The organism is Paenibacillus sp. Y412MC10 (assembly GCF_000024685.1).
GTDB classification, from domain to species: domain Bacteria; phylum Bacillota; class Bacilli; order Paenibacillales; family Paenibacillaceae; genus Paenibacillus_AQ; species Paenibacillus_AQ lautus_A.
The window spans coordinates 4,765,904-4,790,937 of record NC_013406.1; the positions used below are offsets into that span (position 1 = coordinate 4,765,904).

Genomic DNA, 25,034 nt, shown 5'->3' on the forward strand with positions numbered 1-25,034 from the left:
CACCGGTGTTTGCAAACCTTAACGGGCTCTGATCGCAAAACGTACCGTCGCCATTTCGTCCAGCTCGTTTTGTTCCCGAAGGAGACTTTCATGCCGGAACTTTTCTTGGGATTTGTCTCTTGCCTTCAGCCACACTTTTTCGTCAAGCATTTTGTCGGACAATACCTTTTGTTTCTTCGTTACATTGACATGGGCGATCCGTATGTCATCCCGTTTCCGTTCAATGCATTCTTCCAGGTGCTCTGCATAGACCTGAATGTTTCGGATTTCAGAGACAGGCACGCAGCGCGATGCCGCTTCCTGCTGAGCACGGTACATTTGATCCCGCATCTCATACAACTCATTCAGACTTTTCTCTTCCGCCTGCAGCTTCCCGATGGCGCTTGACAGCATCCATTCCGCTTGCGTTTTCTCGTTGCTTTTCAGGTCTACGATTTTCTGGAATGCATAATGAAATTTCATTCTTCAAAGTCATCTCCTTGAAAACTCGGAAATCAAACGTTCCTGAACCTCATCCAATGTGGTCTTCTCATTCACTTTTTGTTTCGTAAAATCCCAAATTCGGCCGATGTATTCGATCGATTCATCGATGTCGGCATTCGAGCCCTGTTGGTAAGCTCCGATATTGATCAAATCCTCCGAATCCTTGTAGATCGCCATCAAACGCTTTACGTTCTCGGAGGCATCAATTTGTTCCTCGGGCGAGATGTCTTTCATGACCCGGCTGATGCTGGCCAGCACGTCGATCGCCGGAAAATGGCCTTTGTTCGCGATATTCCGGTTCAGGACGATGTGACCATCCAGTATCCCCCTGACCGCATCCGCGATCGGTTCGTTCATGTCGTCGCCGTCTACCAGCACCGTGTAAAAAGCGGTGATCGAACCCGTTGGTCCCGTACCTGCGCGTTCCAGAAGCTTCGGCAGACTGGCAAATACCGACGGAGTGTAACCGCGCATCGCCGGCGGTTCCCCTACGGCAAGCCCGACTTCGCGCTGTGCCATCGCATAACGGGTAACCGAATCCATCATCAGCATCACGTTCAGGCCGCGATCCCTGAAATATTCGGCGATCGTGGTGGCGATCAAGGCTCCCTTAATGCGGATGAGCGCCGGTTGATCCGAGGTGGCCACGATCACAACGGACCGTTTCAACCCTTCGGGACCCAGGTCCCGCTCGATGAAATCAAGCACCTCTCGTCCACGTTCACCGATCAAGGCAATGACATTGACATCGGCTGAGGTGTTACGTGCGATCATCCCCATCAGGGTACTCTTCCCGACGCCAGAGCCGGCGAATATGCCGACACGTTGGCCTTTGCCGATGGAGAGCAATCCGTCAATCGCCCGGACGCCGATGCTGATCGGCTCCTGAACCCTGGGCCGATTAAGCGGGTTCTGCGGAACGTTATGGGTGGAATAATGCGGCATGCGTGCCGGAATAATGGATCCGTCGAGCGGTTGTCCCAATCCGTCCAGTACTTTGCCAAGCAGCTCCGAACCGACCTGAACGCTCAACGGTTTGCCTGTGCCCACTACATCGCAGCCCGGGCCAATGGAGTGCAGCTCGCCGAGAGGCATCAGCAGCACTTTATTATCTCTGAAACCCACGACCTCCGCCTTGAGCGGCTTGGATTGCTTCGTGGGATAGATGTAGCATACGTCGCCGATACTGGCATCCGGCCCTTCGGACTCCACCATCAATCCGATGACCTGCGTAACCTTGCCGTTGATGCGGACGGGATCCAGATGTTTCAGATGGTCCATGTACCGGGCGCTATTCAGCTTCTTCATCTTGATTTCTCCGTTCCTCGACATCAAGGGCGATCCGTACGAGTTCTTTTTTGATCTCGGCCAGCTGTGTATCGATGCGTGCGTCCACGCTTCCGAAGGAAGACCGGATGACGCAGCCGCGATCCTTAACCGTGGAGTCCGGCAAAATTTGAAGCTCCGCCTGGGAGTCGATCGATAATCCGAGCTCTTCCCGCGCGGCGTATACGAATTCGAACTGATCGGGAGCTACGCAGAGGGAAATGATTCCTTTTTCCCGCTTGCGCGCCAGGTTCTTTCGAATCAGCTCCAGCGTGAATTCCGGTTCAATCGTAAGCTGACGATCCAGCACTTTCTCCGCAATGCTGCAGCTGAGTTCCACCAAAAACGGCTCCGCTTCCTGGATCAGATCTTCCTTGGCTTGGTGCGCGAGCTGAAGCAGCTCGCTCGCTTGCACCGTCGCCTGCTCCATCAGTTCCTTCATCTCAAGCTCCGCCTTGGCAGAGCCCTCCGCATATCCTTGATTAAAACCTTCCATTTTCAGCGTTTCGGACAAGTCCTCATCCTGAAGCCTTCTTTCGGTCCACCAAGCCTCAATCTGCTCCTGCGCTTCGGTCAACAGACGCTGCGCCTCTTCCGAGGCCTCCCGGATTTGCCTTTCGGCAAACTCCTGAGCGTCTTCCAGCATTTCATGCTTCAAACGTTCGGCTTCAGCAAGCGTTTGTACAGCGGCCGGCTCGGCCGTCGGCGGTGCAGGCTCCTCCACCGTTTCCTCGGTTGGCGAAGCGTAACGACGAGCAAGATCCAACTCTTTCAACACATCCATCGGTTTATAGTGGGACGATTTGATCAAGTTAGACAATGATGTCATCTCCTCCGCCGCGGGCAATAATAACCTCGCCCGCTTCTTCGAGTCTCCGGATCGTGCTTACGATCCGAGTCTGGGCTTCCTCCACGTCACGCAGCCGCACCGGTCCCATATATTCCATTTCTTCGCGGAAGGTTTCGGCCATCCGCTTGGACATATTGCGGAAAATAACGTCCCGCACCTCTTCGCTTGCCACCTTGAGCGCAAGCTGCAGGTCCGCATTCTCGACATCGCGGATGATGCGCTGTATCGAACGGTTGTCCACGTTGACGATGTCTTCGAATACAAACATCCGCTTCTTGATTTCTTCAGCAAGCTCGGGATCCTGGATCTCCAGGGAGTCGAGGATCGTCCGTTCCGTTCCGCGGTCCACGCCGTTCAGTATTTGAACGATCGACTCGATGCCGCCCGCACTGGTGTAATCCTGCGTCACCGTAGCCGACAGCTTCTGTTCCAGCACGCGCTCCACCTGAGCGATGACTTCCGGCGAAGTGCTGTCCATGACTGCAACCCTGCGCGCAACTTCCGCCTGCTTCTCCTGCGGGAGCGAAGAGAGGATCGCGGATGCCTGCTCGTATTGAAGATAAGACAAGACGAGGGCGATGGTTTGCGCATTCTCATTCTGGATAAAGTTCAGGATTTGGCTCGGGTCCGCTTTACGGGCGAAGTCAAACGGCCTTACTTGAAGCGTTGCCGTCAGCCTGTTGATCACTTCCATCGCTTTTTGCTGTCCAAGCGCCTTCTCCAAAATTTCCTTCGCGTAATTGATACCGCCCTGCGAGATGTATTCCTGGGCCAGGCAAATTTGATGGAACTCCTGAATAATGCTATCTTTCTCGACGCTGTCGACTTTGCGAACGTTCGCAATCTCGAGCGTTAATTGTTCAATTTCTTCATCTCGAAGATGCTTAAATATTTGAGCAGACACTTCCGGGCCAAGTGTAATGAGCAGTATAGCCGCTTTTTGACGTCCGCTTAACATTTGGTTATTTCCCTTAGCCAATGCTTCCACCTCTATTCCTCAGCTAGCCATGTGCGAAGTAAATTCACGAATTCATCTGGCTTCTTCTTCGCCAAGGTTTCGAGCTGCTTACGAACCTGGCTTTCATTGGTTATACTTTCGAGATTAATCGACGGGAATTCCGTAACAGGCGGAAGCTGGATATCCTCTTCAAGCTCCTCCTGCTGCTGTCTGCGTCTGCGGATGAAGAAATAGGTTCCTCCCGCAATCAATGCCAACGCAGCGATACCGATTCCCCATAATACAGGCTGTGAAAATACGGATTTCGGATTTTCATCCGCATTTACATTAAATACCTGCGAAATAACCGAAACTTTTTTGGACAAATCAGCGTCTGTATAAGTAGAGTCTGAATCCGAAAGCGATGCTCTTACAATATTGACCAGGATGTTCTGAATAGCCGTTCTTGTGGCATCATCCAAAGTTTGTTGCCCGGCAGGTGGTTCAACCGAGACATTAATGGTTAAATCTTTAACAGTATATGGACTTGCAATGATATCCTTCGTAATCCGGTTAACCTCATAGTTAACGGTTTTGGAGAGCTCTTCCGAATTCGTTTCTCCGCTTCCAGAATCGCTTGGATATCCCGGAACGGCCTCTTCGCCTACGCCGGCCACGCCGCCTGTAGGACTGCCGGTTCCCGAATAGTTCTTCTGGATCTCCTGAACGCTGAGCTCAATCCCCTTCATTTCTTCTTCATCCACAGGGGTTACGATGTTTTCCTTGCTTTGCACCTGATCAAAGTTCAGTTTGGAAGCTACAAGAACATTGACTTTATTCGAACCCATGTACTGCGAGAGGAATTGCTGGACATTTTGTCTTACGTCGTTTTCGAATTTTTTCTGGAGCGCGAAATTTTCTTCCACCTTGCCGATCAATCCGCCTTGACCGCCTTTAGCTGTTGCGAGCAGCTCGACTTCGTCATTGGTGATCGTAATGTTCTCGATCGGCAAATTGGGAATGGCCGTTTTCACGAGGTTGTAGTACCCGTCTATGACTTCCTGATTAGGACGATAGCCCGGTTTAAACTGTACAACCACGGAAGCGCTGGCCTGATCCTCGTTTCCGTTTTTCGCGAACACACTTTCTTTTGGCAGGTTCAACAATACCGTTGCGTCCTGAACGCCCTGCATCTTCTCCAGCAGCCGTTCGACTTCGCCATTCAGTGCATTTACATATTTCACTTCGAATTCGTTATCCGTCATCCCGATGGCTGACGCATTCTTCTCGAAGGTTTCGAATCCGATCGTGCCATTCTGCACCAGTCCCTGTGATCCTACATCGATCTGGACTTTAGCTGCGCTTGTGCTCGGAACCAGAATGCTTCTGCCGTCCTCGCTCAGCTTGTAGGAAATCCCCTGGGTCTCCAGGTGGCTGATGATGCCTGCGGCGTCGCTGGAATTCAGATCCCGGAACGCTACTTCATACTTCGTCTTAGAGAACTGCATCGTTAGTACGACTAGAGCAATTAGAACAAATGCTACGGTAGCGATTAACATTATTTTTTGTTTGTTACTGAATTGGTTCCAATACTGGGTCATTCTCTCCCGATATTGGGTAATTCTCTCGTTCACATTGTCACCCCATCCGAAACTTTGCTAGAAACATTTAGATTTGCGTGCGCATGATCTCTTGATAGGCTTCTACCACTTTGTTTCGGACCTGTGTCGTGAGCTGAATGCTCAACAGAGCCTGTTGGGCGGATATCATCGCCTGATCTACGTTTACTTGTCCAATCATTAATTTATCGCTCATCACGTGCGCGTTCTGTTCCTGCGCGGCCACGGAGTTCAGTGCTTCATTCAGGTAAGAGCCAAAATCTCGAATCGATTCGGAAGGAGTCGCACCATTTTTCACTTGCTCCTGCATTTGCAGCGGCTGTACACCCTGAACACTGAACATTGCATTCTGAATCATCTCTCTCTCCTCCTACTATGCTGGTCTATGTATATATCCTCGTATTATCTTCCGATCTCCAAAGCCTTCATGATCATCGCTTTCGAAGCGTTTATCGCCGTAACGTTAGCCTCGTATGAACGGGTAGCTGCAAGCATATCCACCATTTCCTTCGTAATATCGACGTTAGGCATAAAGACATAGCCTTCCGCATTCGCATCCGGATGTGTGGGGTTATATACCTGCTTCAACGGGGATTGATCTTCCCGCACCTGCGCAACCTTGACCCCTTGCCCTGCATTTTGACCGTTCATCTGGGCTCTGAGAAGCCCTTCGAAGGATTCCTGCTGCGGCTGAAACACAACCGTTTTTCGACGATACGGAACGGCTTGTCCATTCTCGATTCGCGCGCGCGTGGTTTCCGCATTGGCTATGTTGGAGGAGATAACATCCATTCGAAGCCGTTGTGCCGTTAGAGCTGATGCATTAATTCCGAAGCTATTGCTAATATTCATGAATCCCTATCTCCCTTCAATAGCTGTACGCATCATTCGAATCTGCTCATTTACAGCTTGTATGTACGAATTATAACGAAGCTGATTCTCTGCAAGCAGCGACATTTCTCTGTCTGCATCGACATTATTCTGGTTGTTATTCATGGAACTGCTGCCGTCCTTTATGACCGAAGCATCCGGGATTGACCCGGTTGGACCGATGACAAAATGCCTGGGATCCGTTCTTCTGCCCTGAAGCGACAACTGGGCTCCATCCATTTCTTTCTTCAGAAGACTTTCAAAGGATACTTCGGATCTCTTAAAATGAGGTGTATCCACGTTCGCGATGTTGTTTGCAATCACGTTGTTCCTGAGATTCGCTGCATCCAAACCGCTTTGAAGCCGTTGAAAAGAACTATTATTCAACAGATTCACTAGCTCATTCCTCCTGACTGGATTTGCCGAAAGGTATTCCACTCTTCCTAGCTAAACCCTCTTTTTTCGACAAATAATATAATCCGTACGAACTAACCTAGGTCTTAAGTAGAAAAAGACAACATGATGTCACATAAACTAAGTTTCTTAAAGATTGGGACTTTTTACAATAAGAAAAAAGCCCTATCTTTTACCAAAAAGAAGGGCTTTGTGTTCATTTTTATCCGATTTTTTTCTATATTATTGCAAATCGTACCACTAAATCTGTAAATTTTAAGTGAATTTACCCGCTAGGTAGGTCCTGTTCCCATCTTGAATATTCACAAAAAATTGCGAAATCCGTCCCGATCCCTTCCAACATGCGAAAGCGCTTCGACATCCTGCAAGAAAGGCCGGGATGAATATCGACAATTATCTCCTTTTTGCATACCCGGCAGATAGACCTATACGAATGCAACTACAGAATATACTGGCTCAGGTCCCGATCCTGGGCGATGCCGGCAAGTTTCTCCCGGACATACTGCGGGGTGATCACCATCCGGTCCAGCGTTAATTCAGGTGCTTCAAACGACAGATCCTCCAGCAGCTTCTCCAATATCGTATGGAGCCTCCGTGCGCCGATATTCTCCGTGTTCTGGTTCACCGAGGCCGCGATTTGGGCAATCTCTCGTATCGCTTCCGGCGAAAACTCGATTTCCAGGTCTTCGGTACGAAGCAGATTGACGTATTGTTTGGTCAATGCGTTTTTCGGCTCGGTCAAAATGGACACAAAATCGTCGAGCGACAAACTGTTCAGCTCTACCCGAATCGGAAAACGACCCTGAAGCTCGGGAATCAAATCCGACGGCTTCGCGATATGGAATGCGCCAGCAGCAATAAACAGGACAAAGTCCGTTTTTACCGGCCCGTATTTCGTCATGATCGTGGAGCCTTCCACGATAGGCAGAATGTCGCGCTGCACACCTTCCCTGGACACATCAGGACCCGATTGACGGCCCTGGCTGGCAACCTTGTCGATTTCGTCGATGAAAATAATTCCGGATTGCTCGGCCCGGCGTATGGACTCCTGGATGACATCATCCATATCAATGAGCTTGCCTGCTTCTTCCTGCGTAAGCACTTTTCTGGCTTCCTTGACGGACAGCTTGCGGCGCTTCGTACGCTTCGGCATCAGGTTGCCAAACATTTCCTGCATATTCATGCCCATCTGATCGTTGCCCTGTCCGGCAAACATGTCGAACATATTCGGTGCGGCATCCTCCACATCGATCTCAATCGTTTCGTCTTCAAGCTTGCCGGACAGCAGGTTAAAGCGCACCTGTCTCCGCTTCTCTTTAAGACTAACGTCCTTATCGTCCGCATCTTCCTCATCAGCCTGGGTTTCGTTGTTTCCACCGCCAAATAGCATCTCAAAGGGGTTACGCTGGCTCTTCTGGCCTTTGGTTGAAGGCGCCAACAGCTGAACGATCCGCTCGTTCGCCATTTCCTCGGCTTTGTCCTTAACCTTCTCCGTACGTTCCAGCTTCACCATCCGGATCGCGGTTTCCACCAGATCCCGTACCATGGACTCCACATCACGGCCGACATAACCAACCTCGGTAAACTTCGTCGCCTCGACCTTGACGAACGGTGCATGGACCAGCTTGGCAAGCCTTCTCGCAATTTCCGTTTTGCCGACGCCGGTAGGACCGATCATCAGAATGTTCTTCGGTACGATTTCGTCCCGCTCGTCATCGGTCAGCAGACTCCGGCGATAACGGTTCCGAAGTGCGACAGCGACCGATTTTTTAGCGTCCTTCTGGCCTACGATGTATTTATCCAGCTCGGATACAATCTGTCTAGGCGTCATCGATTCTTTACTCATCGCGAATACCTCCACCCCTGATATGGCTATATGTTGCTGCATGGCCCTCTTACAGCTCTTCAACAATAATGTTGCTGTTCGTGTAGACACACACCTCAGAAGCGATCTGAAGGGCTTCTCTGGCGATGTCTTTTGCTTCCATATGTCCTGCATGGCGCTTAAGCGCACGTCCGGCAGACAAGGCAAAATTGCCGCCTGACCCGATGGCCAGCACATCATCATCAGGCTCGATGATTTCGCCGCCGCCGGAAATCAGCAGCATCCCCGTTTTGTCCATAACAATCATCAAGGCTTCAAGTTTGCGGAGCACCCGGTCTTGACGCCAGTCCTTCGCAAGCTCGACAGCGGCCCGCTGCAGGTTTCCATGGTGCTCCTCCAGCTTGCCTTCGAATTTCTCAAACAACGTGATCGCATCCGCCACAGAACCGGCAAAACCGGCGACAACTTGTCCCCGGTAAAGACGGCGCACTTTCTTGGCGGTCTGCTTCATGACTACACTTTCACCGAATGTGACTTGGCCATCGCCGGCTATAGCTGCCGTGCCATTGTGCCGCACTGCGCAAATCGTCGTGGCGTGAAAAGTCATTTCCATGATGGCAAGACCTCCCTAAGAAAATAAGATTAGATTGTATTTAGTTCATGCTCGCTAATAAATACGCGGACCCCGTCAAGAGCTCGGTTCGCAAGCGCTTCGTTCTTTTCCTTTTTGTTGCGAATCCGCTTCTCTAGGCCCGGAAGAAGACCGAAGTTCGCGTTCATCGGCTGGAAATTATCGGGATCCGCATGGGTTATGTAATAAGCCATGCTCCCGATGGTCGATTCCTGAGGGAATACGATCCCCTCACGCCCCTGAGCCGCTCTTGCCGCATTAATGCCTGCAATCAATCCGGACGCCGCCGATTCAACATACCCTTCGACGCCGGTCATTTGTCCGGCCAGGTACAAATTCGGCCGTGTTTTCACCTGATAAGTTTGTTCCAGCAATTTTGGCGAATTGACAAACGTATTGCGGTGCATGACGCCGTAACGCACAATTTCGGCGTTCTCGAGTCCCGGTATCATGGAAATGATACGCTTCTGTTCGCCCCACTTCAAATGGGTCTGGAAGCCGACAAGATTGTAGAGGGTACCCGCCGCATTATCCTGGCGGAGCTGGACCACAGCGTAAGGCAGCTTGCCCGTATGCGGGTTCACTAATCCAACAGGCTTCATCGGACCGAACAAGGCGGTTTGTTTACCGCGCTTCATCATAACCTCGATCGGCATGCAGCCCTCGAAATAAATCTCCTTCTCAAACTCTTTCAATTGAGCGACTTCAGCATTAATCAGAGCGTCATAGAAGGCGTCAAACTCTTCTTCCGTCATAGGACAATTCAGATAGGCCGCTTCGCCTTTATCGTAACGGGATGCCAGATAGACCTTGCTCATATCGATGGAATCCTTCTCCACGATCGGAGCAGCCGCATCGTAAAAATAGAAATAGTCTTCGCCCATCAGCTCGCGGATTTGCGACGACAATGCCGGCGAAGTCAGCGGTCCCGTAGCAATAACAACGATGCCTTCTTCAGGTATATGCTGAATTTCTTCATTTACGACCTCGATTAACGGATGCTGATGCAAGGTTTCCGTAATTTCTCCGGAGAAGCCGTCGCGGTCGACGGCCAATGCGCCGCCAGCCGGGACGGAATTGCGGTCAGCCGATCCGATGACGAGGGAATTCAGCATCCGCATCTCTTCCTTCAATACGCCGACCGCATTGGTTAATCCGTTCGCCCGAAGCGAATTACTGCATACAAGCTCGGCGAACTTGTCCGTATGATGAGCCGGCGTCTTTACGACCGGCCGCATCTCGTATAGTGTAACGGGTACGCCTCGGCTGGCGATCTGCCAGGCAGCTTCACTGCCAGCAAGTCCTGCCCCGATAACCGTAACCCTCTGTGAATCTGTCAACGTCATTACCCCCTGTATGCCTTACAAATCTGCTGCTTCGTCCTGTTCCTCGACCATTTCGGAATAATCGCAAGAGGTGCACTGAAGCTTGATGCCTTGCTTGCTTTTCTTCTCTACCATTAAACTGCTGCAATTCGGACACGGCTTCGTTGACGGTTTATCCCATGATACAAAGTCGCATTCGGGATACCTGTCACAGCCAAAGAAGACGCGCCCCTTCTTGCTCCGTCGTTCCACGACATGGCCTTCCTTGCATTTCGGGCAAGATACGCCGATGTCCTTCACGATCGGCTTGGTATTCCGGCATTCCGGGAAGCCCGAGCAGGCTAGAAACTTACCGAAACGGCCAAGCTTATAAACCAGGGGCTTGCCGCATTTTTCGCATATCTCATCGGAAACCTCATCTTCGATTTCGATTTCCTTCATTTCTTCCTCTGCTACTTCAAGCCGCTTCTCAAAGGACTCATAGAACTCTGCCAATACCTTGACCCAGTCCTCGGAGCCTTCCTCCACATGGTCGAGATCCTCTTCCATGTTCGCCGTAAACTCCACATTGAGGATTTCGGGGAAGAACTGCTCCATCTGCTCGATGACAAGCTCACCGAGCTCGGTCGGCATGAATTTTTTCTCTTCGATGGCAACGTAGCCTCTCTTCTGGATCGTCTCCAGCGTCGGCGCATACGTACTTGGACGCCCTATGCCGAGCTCCTCCAGCGTTCGGACAAGACGCGCTTCCGTATAACGCGGAGGCGGCTGCGTGAAGTGCTGCTTCGGCTCAATGTCCTGCTTCTCCAGAATGTCTCCGGAATGAAGCTCCGGCAGGTATTTGTCTTCCTCTGTCGTTCCGTCGTCATTGCCTTCAACGTAGACCTTCATGAATCCAGGGAAACGGACCTTCGAACCGGTCGCCCGGAAGACCGTATTCCCGGCAGTGATGTCCACGGAAAGCGTATCCAGTACTGCAGAAGACATCTGGCTTGCGACAAAGCGTTCCCAGACCAGTTTGTACAACCGAAGCTGGTCGCGGCTCATATACGGTTTCATGGATTCCGGATCGCGCAGCACGGACGTTGGACGAATCGCTTCGTGCGCATCCTGGGCGTTGGCTGCTTTTTTCGAATATTGTCTCGGGCTCTCCGGCACGAACGGATCACCGTACTTCTCGGTGATGTATTCTTTCGCTTCTTCTTGAGCCGTGCCTGAGATCCGCGTGGAATCCGTACGCATGTAAGTAATTAAACCGACGGTGCCTTCCTTGCCTAACTCAACACCCTCGTACAGCTGCTGGGCTACCGACATGGTCTTGGCGGCACGGAAACCGAGTTTACGCGCAGCCTCCTGCTGCAAGGAACTCGTCGTAAACGGCGGCGACGGGTGGCGCTGACGCTCACGCTCTTTCACTTCGCCGACCTTAAAGGAAGCATCCCGAATCGCCTCGAGGATTTCATTCACTTCCTGCTCATTGGTCAGTTCCTTCTTCGCGCCGTTTAGCTGCGTGAATTTGGCTTCGAATGCGGAGCCTTTAATCGCCAGCTTAGCCGTTATAGTCCAATATTCTTCCGGAACGAAAGCGCTTATCTCATTCTCGCGGTCGAGAATGATTTTGACGGCTACCGATTGAACCCGGCCGGCCGAAAGACCCTTCTTCACTTTCTTCCATAGAATAGGACTGATCTTGTAACCAACCAATCGGTCCAAAATACGTCTGGCCTGCTGCGCATTAACCAGATCCATGTTAATTTTGCGCGGCGTTTTGAAGGCATCCTTCACGGCCGTTTTCGTTATTTCATTAAATACAACCCGCAGGCTTTGAGTATCATCCAGCTCCAACGCATGCGCAAGATGCCATGCAATGGCTTCCCCTTCGCGATCGGGGTCAGCTGCGAGGTACACTTTTTTCACCTTTTTGCTAGCATCCTTAAGTTCCTTTAAGACAGAACCTTTTCCGCGGATCGTAATGTATTTCGGATTGAAGTCGTTTTCCACCTCAACCCCGATCTGGCTCTTCGGCAAATCGCGAACATGACCCATCGAAGCCTTCACGATATACTTGCTGCCGAGATATTTGCCAATCGTTTTCGCCTTGGCAGGCGACTCTACGATGACGAGTGAATCCGCCACAGGTTCATCCTCCTCTCCAACATTCAAACTTTCCCATTATATGATTTTATATATAGCACCGGGTAATTGGGTAATCTGCTTTTTTATGATTAAAGATAACAGAACTGAATGCAAATGTCCAAAATCCCACCGGGTACACTCGATCATCTCATCCAGCGACCCGGGACCCTGTTCGAGCATATGGTATATTTGTCGTTCGTCATTTGTCAACCCGGCTAGTTCATCCGGACGCTCCTGACGAGGGGCCCGCCGCTCCTTATTGTATGTATCCGAGACCCCTTTTGGCAACCAGGAATCATATTCTTCTATTATATCCCCGGCTTCCGTGACCATCTTGGCCCCTTGCTTGATCAAATCCAAGGTCCCTCTGCTCTTGGGTGAAGTGAGCGGTCCCGGAACGGAAAACACGTCCCTTCCCGCCTCCAGGGCCAAATCCGCCGTAATCAGCGATCCGCTGCGGGCATCCGCCTCCACCACCACGGTTCCCAGCGTCAGCCCGGCGATGATCCGGTTTCGCTGCGGGAAGAATCCCGGCAGCGCCTTGGTACCCGGCGGGTATTCGGAAATAATAAGCCCTTTAGCTGCTATCTCTTCATAAAGTGAGCGGTTCTCCGGCGGATAAATGACATCGATGCCGGCTCCGAGAACGGCTACCGTCGGCCCGCCGCTTCGCAAAGCGGTTTCGTGCACGACGCTGTCAATGCCTCTGGCCATGCCGCTGACAACCATAAGCCCCGCTCGTGTCAGCGCCTCCGACAGCATCGATGCAACCTTGCGCCCGTAGCCGGTAGGCATTCTTGTGCCGACCATCGCGATCCCCGGCGTGGACAGCAAATGAGGATCCCCTATGCAATACAGAACCCAGGGCGCTTGCGGCGACGATTTCAACATGTCCGGGTAGACAGCATCAAGGGCTGTTATAATACGTATTTTTGTGCGGTTTGTCAAATTCCATACCTTGTCTTCCACTTGTCGAAGCTCGACCTCCTCGTCATTCGACAGTTCGACACGCTTTCTTTCGACGGCGATAGGGAATTCTTTAGCCAGCTTGTTTGCTTTTTCGACAGGCAGACCGCACGCTCTCCAATCCTGCGCATCATAGGACAGCAAGCCTTCATGCAGCTCGCCGTTCAATACCATTCGGTTTATGGTCTTCCATCCGATGCCTTCGCTTTCATGCAATGCAATCAGAAGTAATCTGTCCAGCCTCATCACGCGACCTCCTTAAAATATAAAATCATAAACAAAAAAGCAACCCTTCATTTCCTAATCAGGAAATAAAAGGTTGCTTACCTTAAGTTATAACGTAAATCTGGCCTATTAATGGATAGGTTTAAGCCTTAGTGCGTTGTGCAGGACTCCAAAAGCCCCTTCTCTTCCAGCACGCTAACCAAGGTCGAGCCCATTTCGGCAGGCGTAGGAGCCACTTTGATACCGCATGCTTCAAGCACAGCGATTTTTTCCTTGGCTGTTCCTTTACCGCCGGAAATGATCGCGCCCGCGTGGCCCATGCGTTTTCCTGGAGGCGCTGTTGCGCCGCCAATGAAGCCTACCACCGGCTTGGTCATGTTCGCTTTGATCCACTCAGCCGCTTCTTCCTCAGCGGTTCCGCCGATCTCGCCGATCATGATCACCGCTTTGGTATTCGGATCTTCGTTGAACAGTCTCAGCACATCGATAAACTCCGTCCCTTTGACAGGGTCGCCGCCGATTCCTACGGCGGAGGATTGTCCGATGCCGCGAGCCGTTAGCTGATGAACGGCTTCATAGGTCAAGGTACCGCTCCGCGATACAACCCCGACATGTCCCGGCGTGTGGATATAACCCGGCATGATGCCGATTTTACATTCACCAGGCGTGATGACACCCGGACAGTTAGGTCCGATCAAGCGAGTCTTCTTGCCTTCCATATAACGGGATACCTTTACCATGTCGAGCACCGGAATGCCTTCCGTAATGCAGATCACCAGATCCATCTCGGCATCAACGGCTTCCAGAATGGAGTCGGCTGCAAAAGCAGGCGGTACATAAATGACGCTTGCGGTTGCGCCTGTTTTGGCTTTGGCTTCCTCAACGGTGTTGTAAACCGGCAGTTTGACGGTTTCGCCGTTCTCCAACGTGATTTCAACTTCGGTACCGCCTTTGCCGGGCGAAGTTCCGCCGACCATCTGCGTACCGTAATCCAAGGCGCCTTTTGCATGGAACAGGGCTGTTTTACCTGTAATCCCTTGCGTGATAACTTTTGTATTTTTATCGATCAAAATACTCACGATTGATTCACATCCCCTATTGTTATTTGAAAATGAAAGCAACCGCACGGCAGGGCTAAGAAGCCCATCGTGCCATGCCCCTTCAGGAATGAAATATTACTGAACGAGGGAGACGATCTTCTGTGCTCCGTCGGCCATGGAATCAGCAGGCACGATATTCAGACCGGACTCAGCCAAAATCTGCTTGCCGAGGTCTACGTTCGTTCCTTCCAAGCGTACAACAAGCGGACGAGTCAGTCCCAGCTGTTTCGCTGCTTCGACAACACCGGTAGCAATAACGTCGCAACGCATAATGCCGCCGAAAATGTTGACAAAGATTCCTTTTACTTGAGGATCGGACAAAATAATCTTGAAGGCTTCCGTTACCTTCTCCGTTGTTGCGCCGCCCCCAACATCAAGGAAGTTGGCAGGGTCGCCGCCATAATACTTGATGATGTCCATCGTAGCCATGGCAAGACCTGCGCCGTTAACCATACAGCCGATGTTGCCGTCGAGAGCTATGTAACTCAAGTCGTATTTGGACGCTTCGATTTCCTTCTCGTCTTCCTCATCCAGATCGCGCAGTTCCAAGATGTCCTTATGACGGAACAACGCATTGGAATCGAAATTGAGTTTGGCATCGAGAGCCATGACGTTTCCGTCACCGGTTACGACAAGCGGATTGATTTCAGCGATAGAGCAATCCTTCTCTACAAATGCCTTATACAAGGCCAGCATGAACTGAACGGCTTTACCTACCAGTTCATTCGGAATATTAATGGAATACGCTAATTTCCGCGCTTGGAATGTTTGAAGTCCGATCGCCGGATCCACGACTTCTTTGAAAATTTTCTCAGGAGTTGCTGCTGCAACCTCTTCGATTTCGGTACCGCCTTCCTCGGACGCCATCATGACGACACGGCCGGTAGCGCGGTCAACGACCACCCCGATATAGTACTCTTTGCGAATATCGCAGCCCTCTTCAATAAGGAGACGCTTGACTTCCTTGCCTTCCGGACCCGTTTGGTGAGTCACCAACACCTTGCCCAGAATTTCTTCGGCATAAGCACGAACCTCGTCCAGGTTCTTCGCCACTTTAACGCCGCCGGCTTTACCGCGGCCGCCTGCGTGGATCTGCGCTTTGACAACGGTTACGGGACTGCCCAAAGATTGCGCAGCTTCAACTGCTTCTTCCACCGTAAACGCTACCTTGCCGTTCGGAACAGCTACTCCATATTGCTTCAGTACTTGTTTTCCTTGATATTCATGGATATTCATTCTCGAATCCTCCTATCAACATGACTGGAACAAGGCTGGCTGACACGGAACCAATCTATGAAAGTTGGCACTGTCAACCTTTATATATTAAACCCAAGCTATTGTAACATGTTTTTAAAACGCTTACCTTAAAAAGTTCACCGTTTATCCACTCGATTTGGCATGGGTATGATTCCTTCCAGATATAAATTGGAAATATATGTATGCCTAATTGTTTTTTCGAGCGTAATGTATCAAACCTATAATGCCTAACACCACAATGGCAATGCCAAGCAATCCAGCTGCAAGCATAATTAAGATATTTTCCCATAATATCGTCATTTCGATTCCCTCTCCATTCCTCATAGAATTAGTGCATTCGTTACTATTATACCATTAAATCCCTTTTTAGTAAGATCAAACTGTGACGCATTATAAAACTCTTTATCCTTTCTGTGCGATCCGGTAGAATGATTTGGAAAGAGAAAGACAAGTAGGCGTGTTCATAAGGAGATTCAGCATGAAATGGTTGAAATCGTTTTTTCCGCTTCATTCATTATTCGTCAAAATGTTGGTCTATTTTCTCGTCGTGATTATCCTGCTCTCCTCCTACAACCTATGGTCGATGACCTTCTATTCCCGCAATGTGAACAATGAGATCGTCAAATATAATCTGACCCTGATTCGAAACACCGTCGACAATTTCGAGAAGCAATATTCCACCTGGAAAAGCCTCCTCCTCAACCTTCAGCATAACGAATTCGTCGGCAATATCAGCAGGCAGGCCGATGCCGGCGGAAAGAAAGGAATCGATTATCTGCAGGTTGAAATGGTGACGGATCAGATTCGGACCCTGGTCAGCCAGCCATACTATCACTTGAATAATGTCATGATCTACTACCGGAATCATGCCTTCCTGCTTGAAAGGGACGGCATCGTTAACGATGACCGCATGTTCAAGCATTATTACATCAGCAATTCCTATCCTTACGAGTTCTGGAAAAAGACAGTGCCCGCCAATGGGTTTATGCAAATGCTTCCCAGCAGCACCTTCTCCATCGGGACCGAGAAGAGCGAGGTGCAGCTGCTGCCGTTAGTCGCTGATGTGCAAGGAAGCCCCTGGCGAATCATAGCTTTCGTAAATATGAAAAGTTGGTATGAATCCTATAAAGGAATGGATAGTTCCCGTTTCGTACTGTTGGACCCGAAGGGAACGAAACTGTATGAATCCTCGCCGGACGCGGCTTCCCAGCCGCTTCCGGAATGGGACGGCCAGTCGGATTGGATCATGGAGAAGGGATCGTACTATTTTTTCGAAAAAGGGGCACGCTCCGGTCTTACCTATATCTCCATCATTCCGCACAACGAACTTAATCAAAGCATCAGCCGCATGAACTGGACTGCCGTGCTGTTATTTGCCGCCACCCTGCTAATAGGCACGTTGGCATCGTGGGTCTTCTCTCGCAATATCAACCAACCGCTGAAGAGATTGGTGACGGGGCTGGGCCAAACGGAGATGGAGCTGTATCAAGGAAGCATCGCCGAATTCAGCGCCATTTCCAACCATCTGAAGGGATTGCAGCACGAGCGCAAGATGATCAAGGAATGGATGGACCAAACCAAACCGCTCTTAACCAGCTATCATTATTTGGCACAGTTCAAAAACATTGCCATCGATACCGCCGCTTCCAAAGAACTTTGGGTCGGCGAAGGAGCATTCATGGTCATCGTCTATCAATTGAGGTACCGTCATAACCCGACTCTAAAGCTTGATGCCTTGATGTCACGGGCAACCGGCAAAATCAAGGACATCATCACGCTGCAGATCCAAGAGGCGTTTCCCTTGTCGCACACCCTTCAGATGGAGGGCAAACAAATCTTATCCATCGTGTACACGCAGGAAAAATCAGACACGCTGCAGCAGAGCCTCAGCCAGCTCAAACGGATATTTGATCACGATCAAAGCGCCTATCTCGTGAATATCGCGGTTTCATCCGTCTTCCAGCAAACCTCGGAGTTCGATCAAGCCTATGCGGAAGCCATGTCGCTCCTGCTTCAAGCCCGGCCGCTTGAGGAAACCCAGATTATCTGGGAGAAGGAACTCCGCGGCGATGTAACGGGCTTCACCGCCGAGCAGGAACACGAGTTTTACGTGAATTTGCAGGCGGGCAACGAGAGCAGCTGCCAAATGCTGATCGATCGGGCATTGGAACGGTTGCAGCGACAGGAGGCTACGGCGGATCAGCTGAGCCATTTTGCCAAATCGGTCTCGGTCCGCATGAGAAGAACCGTCGAACTGCTGAAGATCAATACCGACGCGCTTCCGGATTATGCCGATATGCTTGCATACAGCGTAACTCCCGCCCAATACCGGGAAGTCCTTCTGGGCGAGCTTTCCCATGCAACCCAAGCGATCCGCCGGAAACGGGAGGAGCATTACGATATTATCCAATATGTCATTCAGTACCTGGAGTCCCATTACAACGAAGAAATATCGCTCGAGCAGCTCGCTTATAAACTCAACATGTCACCCACCTATCTGTCCGGGTATATTAAAGAGAAGACGGGGAGCAACTTCAGCGACCAATTGAATGCCATCCGGATAACAAAAGCAAAAGAGCTTCTGGAGACGACGAACATGCCGATTCAGGAAGTAGGCAACCGGATCGGCTACCGCAACGTCACTTCCTTTATCCGCATGTTCAAAAAAATAACCGGCCAAACACCAGGCGATTACCGGAAAACCAACTGGATCCGGTAAGGCAGGTGAGCGGCCGGCCGCTTAACCTTTGACGGAGCCGATCAAAGCTCCTTTTACGAAATATTTCTGGATAAACGGGTAAACCAGCAGGATCGGCAGGGTGGACACCATGATGGTAGCGAACTTCAGACCATCCTCCACCACCACGATATCGCCTACAACAGGCCCATCCGTTCCTGTCAATTGGCCCGACAGCACGATGTTTCTTAATATCACCTGCAGCGGCTGCATATCGGCATCCCGCAAATACAGCAGCGGACCCATGAAGTTATTCCACATCCCCACCGCATAATACAATCCGATGGTGGCAAGCACCGGCTTGGAGAGCGGAAGCACAATCCGAAAGAAAATTCCGATTTCGGAAAGACCGTCGATTTTGCCGGATTCCTCAAGCTCTTGGGGCATCCCCATGAAGAAAGTCCGCATGATCAGCAGATTCCAGGTGGCTACTGCTCCTGGGAGTACCATGCCCCATATGGTGTTGACAAAGCCCAACTCCTTCACGACCAGAAACGTCGGAATCATGCCGCCGTTGAAAAACATCGTAAACACGATCAGCATCAATATCGGTTTACCCATGACCAGCTTGGCCTTGGACAGCGAATAGGCCCCCAGCGCCGTCACCAACAAGGAAATCGTCGTTCCGAGAACGACATAAATCAGCGTATTCTTGTATCCTTTCAGCACCCGCCCGTCCTCGAACACATACTGATACATGTCCAGGTTGAAGCCCTTCGGCCACAGCCAGACCTCCCCCGAGGCAATGGAGGCGGAATCGCTGAGGGACACGGCCAGCATGTAGACAAACGGGTATAAACACGCCCCTACGACCCCAGTCAATATCAAGGCATTCAGGGCGTCAAACCAATTCCATTTGGGTTTCATCACGTTCCTCCTCTACCAGATGCTGCTTCCGCTGACTCGCCGGCTGAACGCATTTGCCGCGATAATGAAAATAAAGCTGATGATGCCAGTAAACAGATCGATCGCCGTTGCATAGCTGTAGTTGCCTTGCGTTAAGCCTACTCTGTATACGTAAGTAGATATGATATCGGCCGTCTCGTAAGTAGCGGGAGTCGCAAGCAGGTATACCTTCTCAAAGCCGATCTCCAATATTTTTCCGATGTCGAGTATCAGGATGATCACAATCGCCGGGGCGATGCCGGGCAGCGTAATGTTCAGCGTCTGTCTCCACCGGTTCGCTCCGTCCATGCGCGCCGCTTCATAGAGCTGCGGATCGATGGCCGTCAAAGCGGCCAAATAGATAATGGTCCCCCATCCAATATGCTGCCATACGTCCGTCGTCACATAAATCGACCTGAACCAGGAGGCTTCCACCAGAAAGTTGATCCGCTCAAGCCCAATGGCATTCAGCAGCTGGTTGACCACCCCGCCTGTAGGCGACAGAAACATGACCGCGATCCCCGCGACAACCACGTTGGATATGAAATGCGGAAGATAACTGACCGTCTGGACAAATCGCTTCAAGAAAGATTTGCTCACTTCATTAATGAGTAACGCAAGTATGATGGGTGCGGGAAAGCCGAAAATCAGCTTATACAACCCCAGCAGAAATGTATTCCGGAGAACAGGCCAGAAGTCGGGCGTATTAAAAAACATGCTGAAATATTTGAACCCCACCCAATCGCTCTCCGCGATTCCCTTAAACAAGTTGTAGTCCATGAAGGCGATCGAAACGCCGAATATGGGAACATATTTAAAAATGATGTAATACAGAGCACAGGGAAGAAGCAGCAACAGCAGGTATTTATCCCGCTTCACTTTGGTCAAGAAACTCGAATGCCGTGCTTGCAAAAAACGTATCCTCCTTTAGCAGCGAAATCCATGCGGTATCCATAAGCGGCACCCCCTGCGGACCGGAACCAGGCATAACGAGCATCCGAAGAGCCGATCCGAAAAAGAGAGCCGCCGCGGTTCCTCTGGCTGCATGGCGTTCAGGTTAAATTACTTGGCTTCGTTCAGGAATTTCTGCGTCCGTTCATAAGCGCTTTGATGAACATCCAGCACCTGCTGCACGCCAAGTTTGTTCACTTCTTGCACGTAAGTGTCCCATTCATCCATCGGTTTCTGTCCCAAAATGAATTTCGCAATCTGCTCCTCATGGAATTTCTTCACGGTTTCTCCGACCATGCTCAGCACTTCATTCTCTTCATTCGTATACGCAAGCCTTGGCTGCGGCTTCGTTTCATGGTCTGGTGCGATTTTCATTGCTTCCCGCATTTTTGGTGAATACATGGACTCGTATGCGGTCATGTCCAATACTATGTGAGCACCGATCGTCGCGATTCCCGTTTTGGTTCTTAAGTCGCCAAACTCTTTGTAATCATCGTTGAACGTGCGAACCCCGTTCTCCGTCGTGAAGGTCTCGCCTTCCCTGCCCCAGGTTGCCAGCTCAATCCCTTCGGGGGAGAACAGGAAATCAAGGTACTGCAGCAGTCGATCCCGCTCTTTGGAATTTGCCGCTACGGCAAAGCCGTCACTCTGCAATCCGGCAAACACGTTATGGGACTTGCCATCCGGCGTGCCGATAGGCGGAACCATGTAATCAAGACTGAACTCAGACGATGCATCCCCCAGCATCAACGGCAGTTCATCCATGATGCCGATGTAGTCGCTGGCGATAAACGATTTGTTCTGAAGCAGCAGATCGTTAAATTGCTTGCGTTTATGTGCCATGAAGTCAGGCGCAACCAAGCCCTCCGCGTAAAATTTATTCATATATTCGACCATTTTCTTGTAGTTGTCTTCTGTCGGTCCGTAGCGCCATTCGTTCTTCTCGAAATCGTAATAATAGCTGCTGTTGGTATTAAACGCAGGTGCCATATTAACCAGCGGGCTCAATCCGTTGAACACGGCAATCGGGAAGCTGTCCGGGTACAGTTCCTTCAACTTTTTCGCAACGGTATACAGCTCGTCGTAAGTAGTGGGCGGCGTCAGATTGTGTTTCTTGAATATATCGTCCCGGTAAAGCCAGGAACGCCTGGATTGCTGCTCAAGTCCGTACAACGGCATAAAATAATTTTTTCCCTCGGGAGACAGAATAGCGGCCTTTACCTCCGGATGATCATCAAGAAACTTCTTGTAATTCGGCATCTGATCCAGATGCTCGAAATAGTCGACGAACGCGCCGCTGGCCCCGTGCGTGTTGGCGGCATTCAGGCTGTTGACCATCATGAGATCCGGGATCTCGCCCGAGGATATCGCCAGGTTCATCGTGGTGGTGTAATCGCTCATGACGGGTTGCACCTTGAAGGAGATGCCGGTTTCCTCTTTTAAGTACTTATAAATCGGCCAATTCTCCTTGTACGGCCAATTCGTATGGGAAAAGGTCATCATCTCTAACGTGATTTCCTTCCCAGTATCAGCGCTTTCATGATTCCCCTCGTTCGCCGCGTTATCTTTCGAGCAGCCGCTCAACAATGCGCCGGTCATGACGGCAGCCAATGCCGCCAGCCCCAGCTTTCGGTTCCAAATTTTCACGCAACCCTCTCCCTTATGTATGATTATGTAACGCTCGACGCTCAACCCGTCTTGACGTTTACGGATTTGATTGTACCTGCCGGAGCCGCTCATTGACCATTCACAATCCTTCCCGTTATTGGCCAGACCTCAGAATCTGAAAAAGTGGCAATGATCTGAAACACGGTACATTCATCGCCGAAACTCCGCATCCTGTCCGGGTTCCTGCCTGTACGACGGGGCTTTTAGTATATACTCGAGAATTGACAGACAGGAGGGAAACTTTTACAATACGGACTAGAATCACCCAGCGAAAATGAGGAAGCACCCTTTTCGAATCTTGGATGTTCGTTCTTGTTACAATCCACTGATATCTGAAAAGAGGTGCTTATCTTATGTACGGAAAACTTCATAGCGCCTGCTTGCACGGCATTGACGGCGTCATCATTCAAGTGGAGGTGGACCTCGCTAACGGGCTGCCGCAAACCGCCATCATCGGTCTGCCCGATTCCTCCATCCGCGAATCCGTCGAGCGAGTACGGGCAGCGATTAAAAACTGTGGTTTTACTTATCCACTGAAACGGGTGACCGTCAATCTTGCCCCTGCTGACCTGCGCAAGGAAGGTTCCTCCTTCGATCTGGCGATCGCCGTAGGCATTTTGCTGACAAGCGAGCAGTGGGCCTTCTCGAATGCCGATCGAATATTGATCATCGGCGAGCTTGCACTCGATGGTACGCTCAGGCCCGTGACGGGAGTTCTTCCGATGGTGGAGCAAGCCCAAAAAGAAGGGTATGCCGGCGTTCTTCTTCCGCGGGAAAATGCGGCGGAAGCTGCTTTAATCGGAGGAATCGAGGTCTATGGGCTCGGTCATTTGAATGAGCTCGTCCCGAATCCACCAGCAGAAACCACTCGCCGTAGTGATGCTGCAGGAGATGGCACTGTTACCGTTTCGCTCTCACAGCTCCGGTATGACCGATCGATGAATGCAAGCAGATCGCAAGAAGGCAGCCATCAGAGCAGGCAGCTCGAAGACTATAGGGACGTGATCGGGCAGCAGCATATCAAACGCGCCCTGACCATCGCCGCGGCCGGCATGCACAATATCCTTCTCATCGGGCCCCCCGGTACCGGTAAAACGATGCTGATGAAGCGCCTTCCCACCATACTTCCGCCGCTGGCCGACCAAGAAGCGTTGACGACAACGAAAATATTCAGCGCTGCCGGGAAGCTAAAGCCTTCCGATGGGCTGATGAAGAGACGTCCCTTCCGGTCTCCCCATCACACCATCTCAGCCGGCGGCCTCATCGGAGGAGGAACCATACCGAAGCCGGGAGAGGTCAGTCTGGCCCATAAAGGCATTCTGTTCCTGGATGAGCTTCCCGAGTTCTCAAGGCATGTGCTGGAGGTGCTGCGTCAGCCTCTGGAGGATCGAGAAGTGACCATTAGCAGAGCGCGGGCGGTTTTTACCTTCCCGGCGCATTTCATGCTGGCTTGTTCGATGAATCCCTGTCCGTGCGGTTACTACGGCAGCGACCATCCTCATCAGCGATGCACCTGCAGCGTTTCGCGGATCGCCCAATACCGGGCGAAAATCTCGGGCCCCTTGATGGACCGAATCGACCTTCAAGTGGACGTGCCTCGGCCCAAGGAATGGCCGGGAAGCACGCCGCCCTTATCCTCCGAGCACATGCGGGATCAGGTCTATGCGGCACAAGCGATTCAATTGAAACGCTATGACGGGCTGCCATTCGGCTGGAACAGCGAACTGTTCGGCAGTTTTCTGAGAAAACATGCGAGGCTGGACAAGGAGTCGGCAGATCTCCTGCAAGCAACCATCGATACGCTGGGCCTGAGCATGCGCGCATATGACCGAATCCTGAAGCTGGCTCGAACCATCGCCGATCTCGAGGCATCCGACGGCATCCAAAGCCGGCATGTCGCCGAAGCGATTCAATACCGACAACTGGATCGCCAATATATAGCAACCGAAGAAACACACCGTTAATGAAATGGAGTCGATATTTTATGATGATCAGACAGATGACCAATGAAGATCTAAATGACCTTATCGAAATATGGCTAGCCGCTTCCAAAGAGGCCCACCATTTTATACCCGCCGAGTATTGGGAATCCAAGCAGGGGGACATGCGGGAGGTATACCTCCCGATGGCCGAAACTTATCTATTGGAGGAAACAGGTCAAGTCCGGGGCTTTGTTTCCCTTGTAGGCGAGGATTTAGCGGCATTGTTCATCGATCCAAGCCGCCAAAATCAAGGATGCGGAAAAGCCCTCCTTCGCTATGCCATGGACCTTCGAGATACGATGAAGCTTCGGGTATATGCGGATAACCAAAGGGCACTCCGCTTCTACGCGAAGAATGGTTTTGAACGCCTTGAAGAAACCGTGGATCCCGACACAGGACAACAAGAGCATATTATGATTTGGAGCAAGAATAAGGCCGAGAGGAAGGATAGCATGACATGACAGCTTCTATTTTTCAGCATATTGACACCGTCTTTGTCCCCACGAGAAATATAAAAGCCGCTAAAGAATGGTACACAGGCGTTCTTGGGGGCAGAATCGGCTGGGAGAGCGAGCAAGGGGAGTATCAATGCATTCTGTTCGGACAAACCTCCCTTACCCTTTTCTCAACAGAAGAAGAGAGATACTTTGAGCGCCGGCATGCCATGTTTAATTTTTTCGTTCCGAACGTGGAGGACGCATATCGGCATCTGAGGATGCAAAACGTACGGGTCGATTCCATCCTGGAATACGGCGCAACCTATTTTACATTCTATGACCTGGACGACAATTGTTTGGAAGTATGCTCATATTAAAGAGAACGGCCATTATGCAGAAACAGGTGAGGG

At 50.9% G+C, this 25,034-nt stretch carries 22 protein-coding genes; 4 read left to right on the forward strand and 18 right to left on the reverse strand.

The window, feature by feature from the left end; genetic code table 11:
- Window positions 1-18 precede the first annotated feature (18 nt).
- The 15 genes from fliJ to sucC form a co-directional block, all read right to left on the reverse strand.
- Window positions 19-462: a flagellar export protein FliJ gene (fliJ, locus tag GYMC10_RS20685; RefSeq protein ID WP_015736328.1), complete on the reverse strand. Its 444-nt coding sequence runs from the start codon at window positions 460-462 to the stop codon at window positions 19-21.
- Window positions 463-471: 9 nt separating this feature from the next.
- A complete protein-coding gene (fliI, locus tag GYMC10_RS20690; RefSeq protein ID WP_009594717.1) occupies window positions 472-1,791 on the reverse strand; it encodes a flagellar protein export ATPase FliI in 1,320 nt (439 codons plus the stop codon).
- Window positions 1,775-2,629: a FliH/SctL family protein gene (locus GYMC10_RS20695; RefSeq protein WP_015736329.1), complete on the reverse strand. Its 855-nt coding sequence runs from the start codon at window positions 2,627-2,629 to the stop codon at window positions 1,775-1,777. Before GYMC10_RS20695 ends, fliI begins: the two co-directional genes overlap by 17 nt.
- The gene (fliG, locus tag GYMC10_RS20700; protein WP_015736330.1) at window positions 2,622-3,638 is read right to left on the reverse strand and encodes a flagellar motor switch protein FliG; all 1,017 of its coding nucleotides are present in this window, start codon (window positions 3,636-3,638) and stop codon (window positions 2,622-2,624) included. The genes GYMC10_RS20695 and fliG overlap by 8 nt, the downstream gene beginning before the upstream one ends.
- Before the next feature lie 11 nt (window positions 3,639-3,649).
- Window positions 3,650-5,230, reverse strand: a complete 1,581-nt coding sequence (gene fliF / locus GYMC10_RS20705) for a flagellar basal-body MS-ring/collar protein FliF (RefSeq protein WP_009594716.1) — start codon at window positions 5,228-5,230, stop codon at window positions 3,650-3,652.
- A 34-nt stretch (window positions 5,231-5,264) separates the two neighbouring features.
- Window positions 5,265-5,573, reverse strand: a complete 309-nt coding sequence (fliE, locus tag GYMC10_RS20710; RefSeq protein WP_009594713.1) for a flagellar hook-basal body complex protein FliE — start codon at window positions 5,571-5,573, stop codon at window positions 5,265-5,267.
- 44 nt (window positions 5,574-5,617) lie between these two features.
- Window positions 5,618-6,067, reverse strand: coding sequence for a flagellar basal body rod protein FlgC (gene flgC, locus GYMC10_RS20715; RefSeq protein WP_009594707.1), 450 nt, complete (start codon window positions 6,065-6,067; stop codon window positions 5,618-5,620).
- A 6-nt stretch (window positions 6,068-6,073) separates the two neighbouring features.
- Window positions 6,074-6,481 carry a flagellar basal body rod protein FlgB gene (gene flgB / locus GYMC10_RS20720; protein ID WP_015736331.1) on the reverse strand — a complete coding sequence of 136 codons (408 nt, stop codon included), beginning with the start codon at window positions 6,479-6,481 and terminating at the stop codon, window positions 6,074-6,076.
- Between the two features lie 457 nt (window positions 6,482-6,938).
- Window positions 6,939-8,345, reverse strand: a complete 1,407-nt coding sequence (gene hslU / locus GYMC10_RS20725) for an ATP-dependent protease ATPase subunit HslU (RefSeq protein ID WP_015736332.1) — start codon at window positions 8,343-8,345, stop codon at window positions 6,939-6,941.
- A gap of 49 nt (window positions 8,346-8,394) precedes the next feature.
- Window positions 8,395-8,937, reverse strand: a complete 543-nt coding sequence (gene hslV, locus GYMC10_RS20730; protein WP_006211334.1) for an ATP-dependent protease subunit HslV — start codon at window positions 8,935-8,937, stop codon at window positions 8,395-8,397.
- Window positions 8,938-8,966: 29 nt separating this feature from the next.
- Entirely contained in the window at window positions 8,967-10,301 is a 1,335-nt protein-coding gene (trmFO, locus tag GYMC10_RS20735) for an FADH(2)-oxidizing methylenetetrahydrofolate--tRNA-(uracil(54)-C(5))-methyltransferase TrmFO (protein ID WP_009594693.1), read from the reverse strand.
- A gap of 15 nt (window positions 10,302-10,316) precedes the next feature.
- The gene (gene topA / locus GYMC10_RS20740; RefSeq protein WP_015736334.1) at window positions 10,317-12,416 is read right to left on the reverse strand and encodes a type I DNA topoisomerase; all 2,100 of its coding nucleotides are present in this window, start codon (window positions 12,414-12,416) and stop codon (window positions 10,317-10,319) included.
- A gap of 36 nt (window positions 12,417-12,452) precedes the next feature.
- Window positions 12,453-13,628 carry a DNA-processing protein DprA gene (gene dprA / locus GYMC10_RS20745; protein WP_015736335.1) on the reverse strand — a complete coding sequence of 392 codons (1,176 nt, stop codon included), beginning with the start codon at window positions 13,626-13,628 and terminating at the stop codon, window positions 12,453-12,455.
- 128 nt (window positions 13,629-13,756) lie between these two features.
- On the reverse strand, window positions 13,757-14,686 hold the full coding sequence (gene sucD, locus GYMC10_RS20750) for a succinate--CoA ligase subunit alpha (RefSeq protein ID WP_009594770.1): 930 nt from the start codon (window positions 14,684-14,686) through the stop codon (window positions 13,757-13,759).
- Window positions 14,687-14,782: 96 nt separating this feature from the next.
- Complete coding sequence (gene sucC / locus GYMC10_RS20755; protein WP_009594712.1) at window positions 14,783-15,943, reverse strand: ADP-forming succinate--CoA ligase subunit beta; 1,161 nt, start codon at window positions 15,941-15,943, stop codon at window positions 14,783-14,785.
- A 499-nt stretch (window positions 15,944-16,442) separates the two neighbouring features.
- Here sucC and GYMC10_RS20760 point away from each other — a divergent pair, with 499 nt between their 5' ends.
- A complete protein-coding gene (locus tag GYMC10_RS20760) occupies window positions 16,443-18,683 on the forward strand; it encodes a helix-turn-helix domain-containing protein (RefSeq protein WP_015736336.1) in 2,241 nt (746 codons plus the stop codon).
- A gap of 21 nt (window positions 18,684-18,704) precedes the next feature.
- Here the strand turns inward: GYMC10_RS20760 and GYMC10_RS20765 are convergent, their stop codons facing one another.
- The 3 genes from GYMC10_RS20765 to GYMC10_RS20775 form a co-directional block, all read right to left on the reverse strand.
- The gene (locus tag GYMC10_RS20765; protein WP_015736337.1) at window positions 18,705-19,568 is read right to left on the reverse strand and encodes a carbohydrate ABC transporter permease; all 864 of its coding nucleotides are present in this window, start codon (window positions 19,566-19,568) and stop codon (window positions 18,705-18,707) included.
- A gap of 12 nt (window positions 19,569-19,580) precedes the next feature.
- Window positions 19,581-20,474: an ABC transporter permease gene (locus tag GYMC10_RS20770; protein WP_235201591.1), complete on the reverse strand. Its 894-nt coding sequence runs from the start codon at window positions 20,472-20,474 to the stop codon at window positions 19,581-19,583.
- 174 nt (window positions 20,475-20,648) lie between these two features.
- The gene (locus GYMC10_RS20775) at window positions 20,649-22,184 is read right to left on the reverse strand and encodes an extracellular solute-binding protein (protein WP_251497295.1); all 1,536 of its coding nucleotides are present in this window, start codon (window positions 22,182-22,184) and stop codon (window positions 20,649-20,651) included.
- A gap of 374 nt (window positions 22,185-22,558) precedes the next feature.
- Between GYMC10_RS20775 and GYMC10_RS20780 the strand changes: the two genes are divergently transcribed.
- Genes GYMC10_RS20780 through GYMC10_RS20790 form a run of 3 tightly spaced genes read left to right on the forward strand, consistent with a single transcriptional unit; the run spans window position 22,559 to window position 25,001 of the window.
- Window positions 22,559-24,169, forward strand: a complete 1,611-nt coding sequence (locus GYMC10_RS20780) for a YifB family Mg chelatase-like AAA ATPase (RefSeq protein WP_015736340.1) — start codon at window positions 22,559-22,561, stop codon at window positions 24,167-24,169.
- Between the two features lie 20 nt (window positions 24,170-24,189).
- Complete coding sequence (locus GYMC10_RS20785; protein WP_015736341.1) at window positions 24,190-24,648, forward strand: N-acetyltransferase; 459 nt, start codon at window positions 24,190-24,192, stop codon at window positions 24,646-24,648.
- Window positions 24,645-25,001 carry a VOC family protein gene (locus tag GYMC10_RS20790; RefSeq protein WP_015736342.1) on the forward strand — a complete coding sequence of 119 codons (357 nt, stop codon included), beginning with the start codon at window positions 24,645-24,647 and terminating at the stop codon, window positions 24,999-25,001. Before GYMC10_RS20785 ends, GYMC10_RS20790 begins: the two co-directional genes overlap by 4 nt.
- Window positions 25,002-25,034: the final 33 nt, after the last annotated feature.

Excerpts from the sequence above, each read along its gene's own strand:
- fliJ (WP_015736328.1), bottom strand. The coding sequence starts at position 462 with ATGAAATTTCATTATGCATTCCAGAAAATCGTAGACCTGAAAAGCAAC.
- fliI (WP_009594717.1), bottom strand. The coding sequence starts at position 1,791 with ATGAAGAAGCTGAATAGCGCCCGGTACATGGACCATCTGAAACATCTG.
- fliE (WP_009594713.1), bottom strand. The coding sequence starts at position 5,573 with ATGATTCAGAATGCAATGTTCAGTGTTCAGGGTGTACAGCCGCTGCAA.
- flgC (WP_009594707.1), bottom strand. The coding sequence starts at position 6,067 with ATGAATATTAGCAATAGCTTCGGAATTAATGCATCAGCTCTAACGGCA.
- hslU (WP_015736332.1), bottom strand. The coding sequence starts at position 8,345 with ATGAGTAAAGAATCGATGACGCCTAGACAGATTGTATCCGAGCTGGAT.
- hslV (WP_006211334.1), bottom strand. The coding sequence starts at position 8,937 with ATGGAAATGACTTTTCACGCCACGACGATTTGCGCAGTGCGGCACAAT.
- trmFO (WP_009594693.1), bottom strand. The coding sequence starts at position 10,301 with ATGACGTTGACAGATTCACAGAGGGTTACGGTTATCGGGGCAGGACTT.
- dprA (WP_015736335.1), bottom strand. The coding sequence starts at position 13,628 with ATGAGGCTGGACAGATTACTTCTGATTGCATTGCATGAAAGCGAAGGC.
- sucC (WP_009594712.1), bottom strand. The coding sequence starts at position 15,943 with ATGAATATCCATGAATATCAAGGAAAACAAGTACTGAAGCAATATGGA.
- GYMC10_RS20760 (WP_015736336.1), top strand. The coding sequence starts at position 16,443 with ATGAAATGGTTGAAATCGTTTTTTCCGCTTCATTCATTATTCGTCAAA.
- GYMC10_RS20765 (WP_015736337.1), bottom strand. The coding sequence starts at position 19,568 with ATGAAACCCAAATGGAATTGGTTTGACGCCCTGAATGCCTTGATATTG.
- GYMC10_RS20780 (WP_015736340.1), top strand. The coding sequence starts at position 22,559 with ATGTACGGAAAACTTCATAGCGCCTGCTTGCACGGCATTGACGGCGTC.
- GYMC10_RS20785 (WP_015736341.1), top strand. The coding sequence starts at position 24,190 with ATGATGATCAGACAGATGACCAATGAAGATCTAAATGACCTTATCGAA.
- GYMC10_RS20790 (WP_015736342.1), top strand. The coding sequence starts at position 24,645 with ATGACAGCTTCTATTTTTCAGCATATTGACACCGTCTTTGTCCCCACG.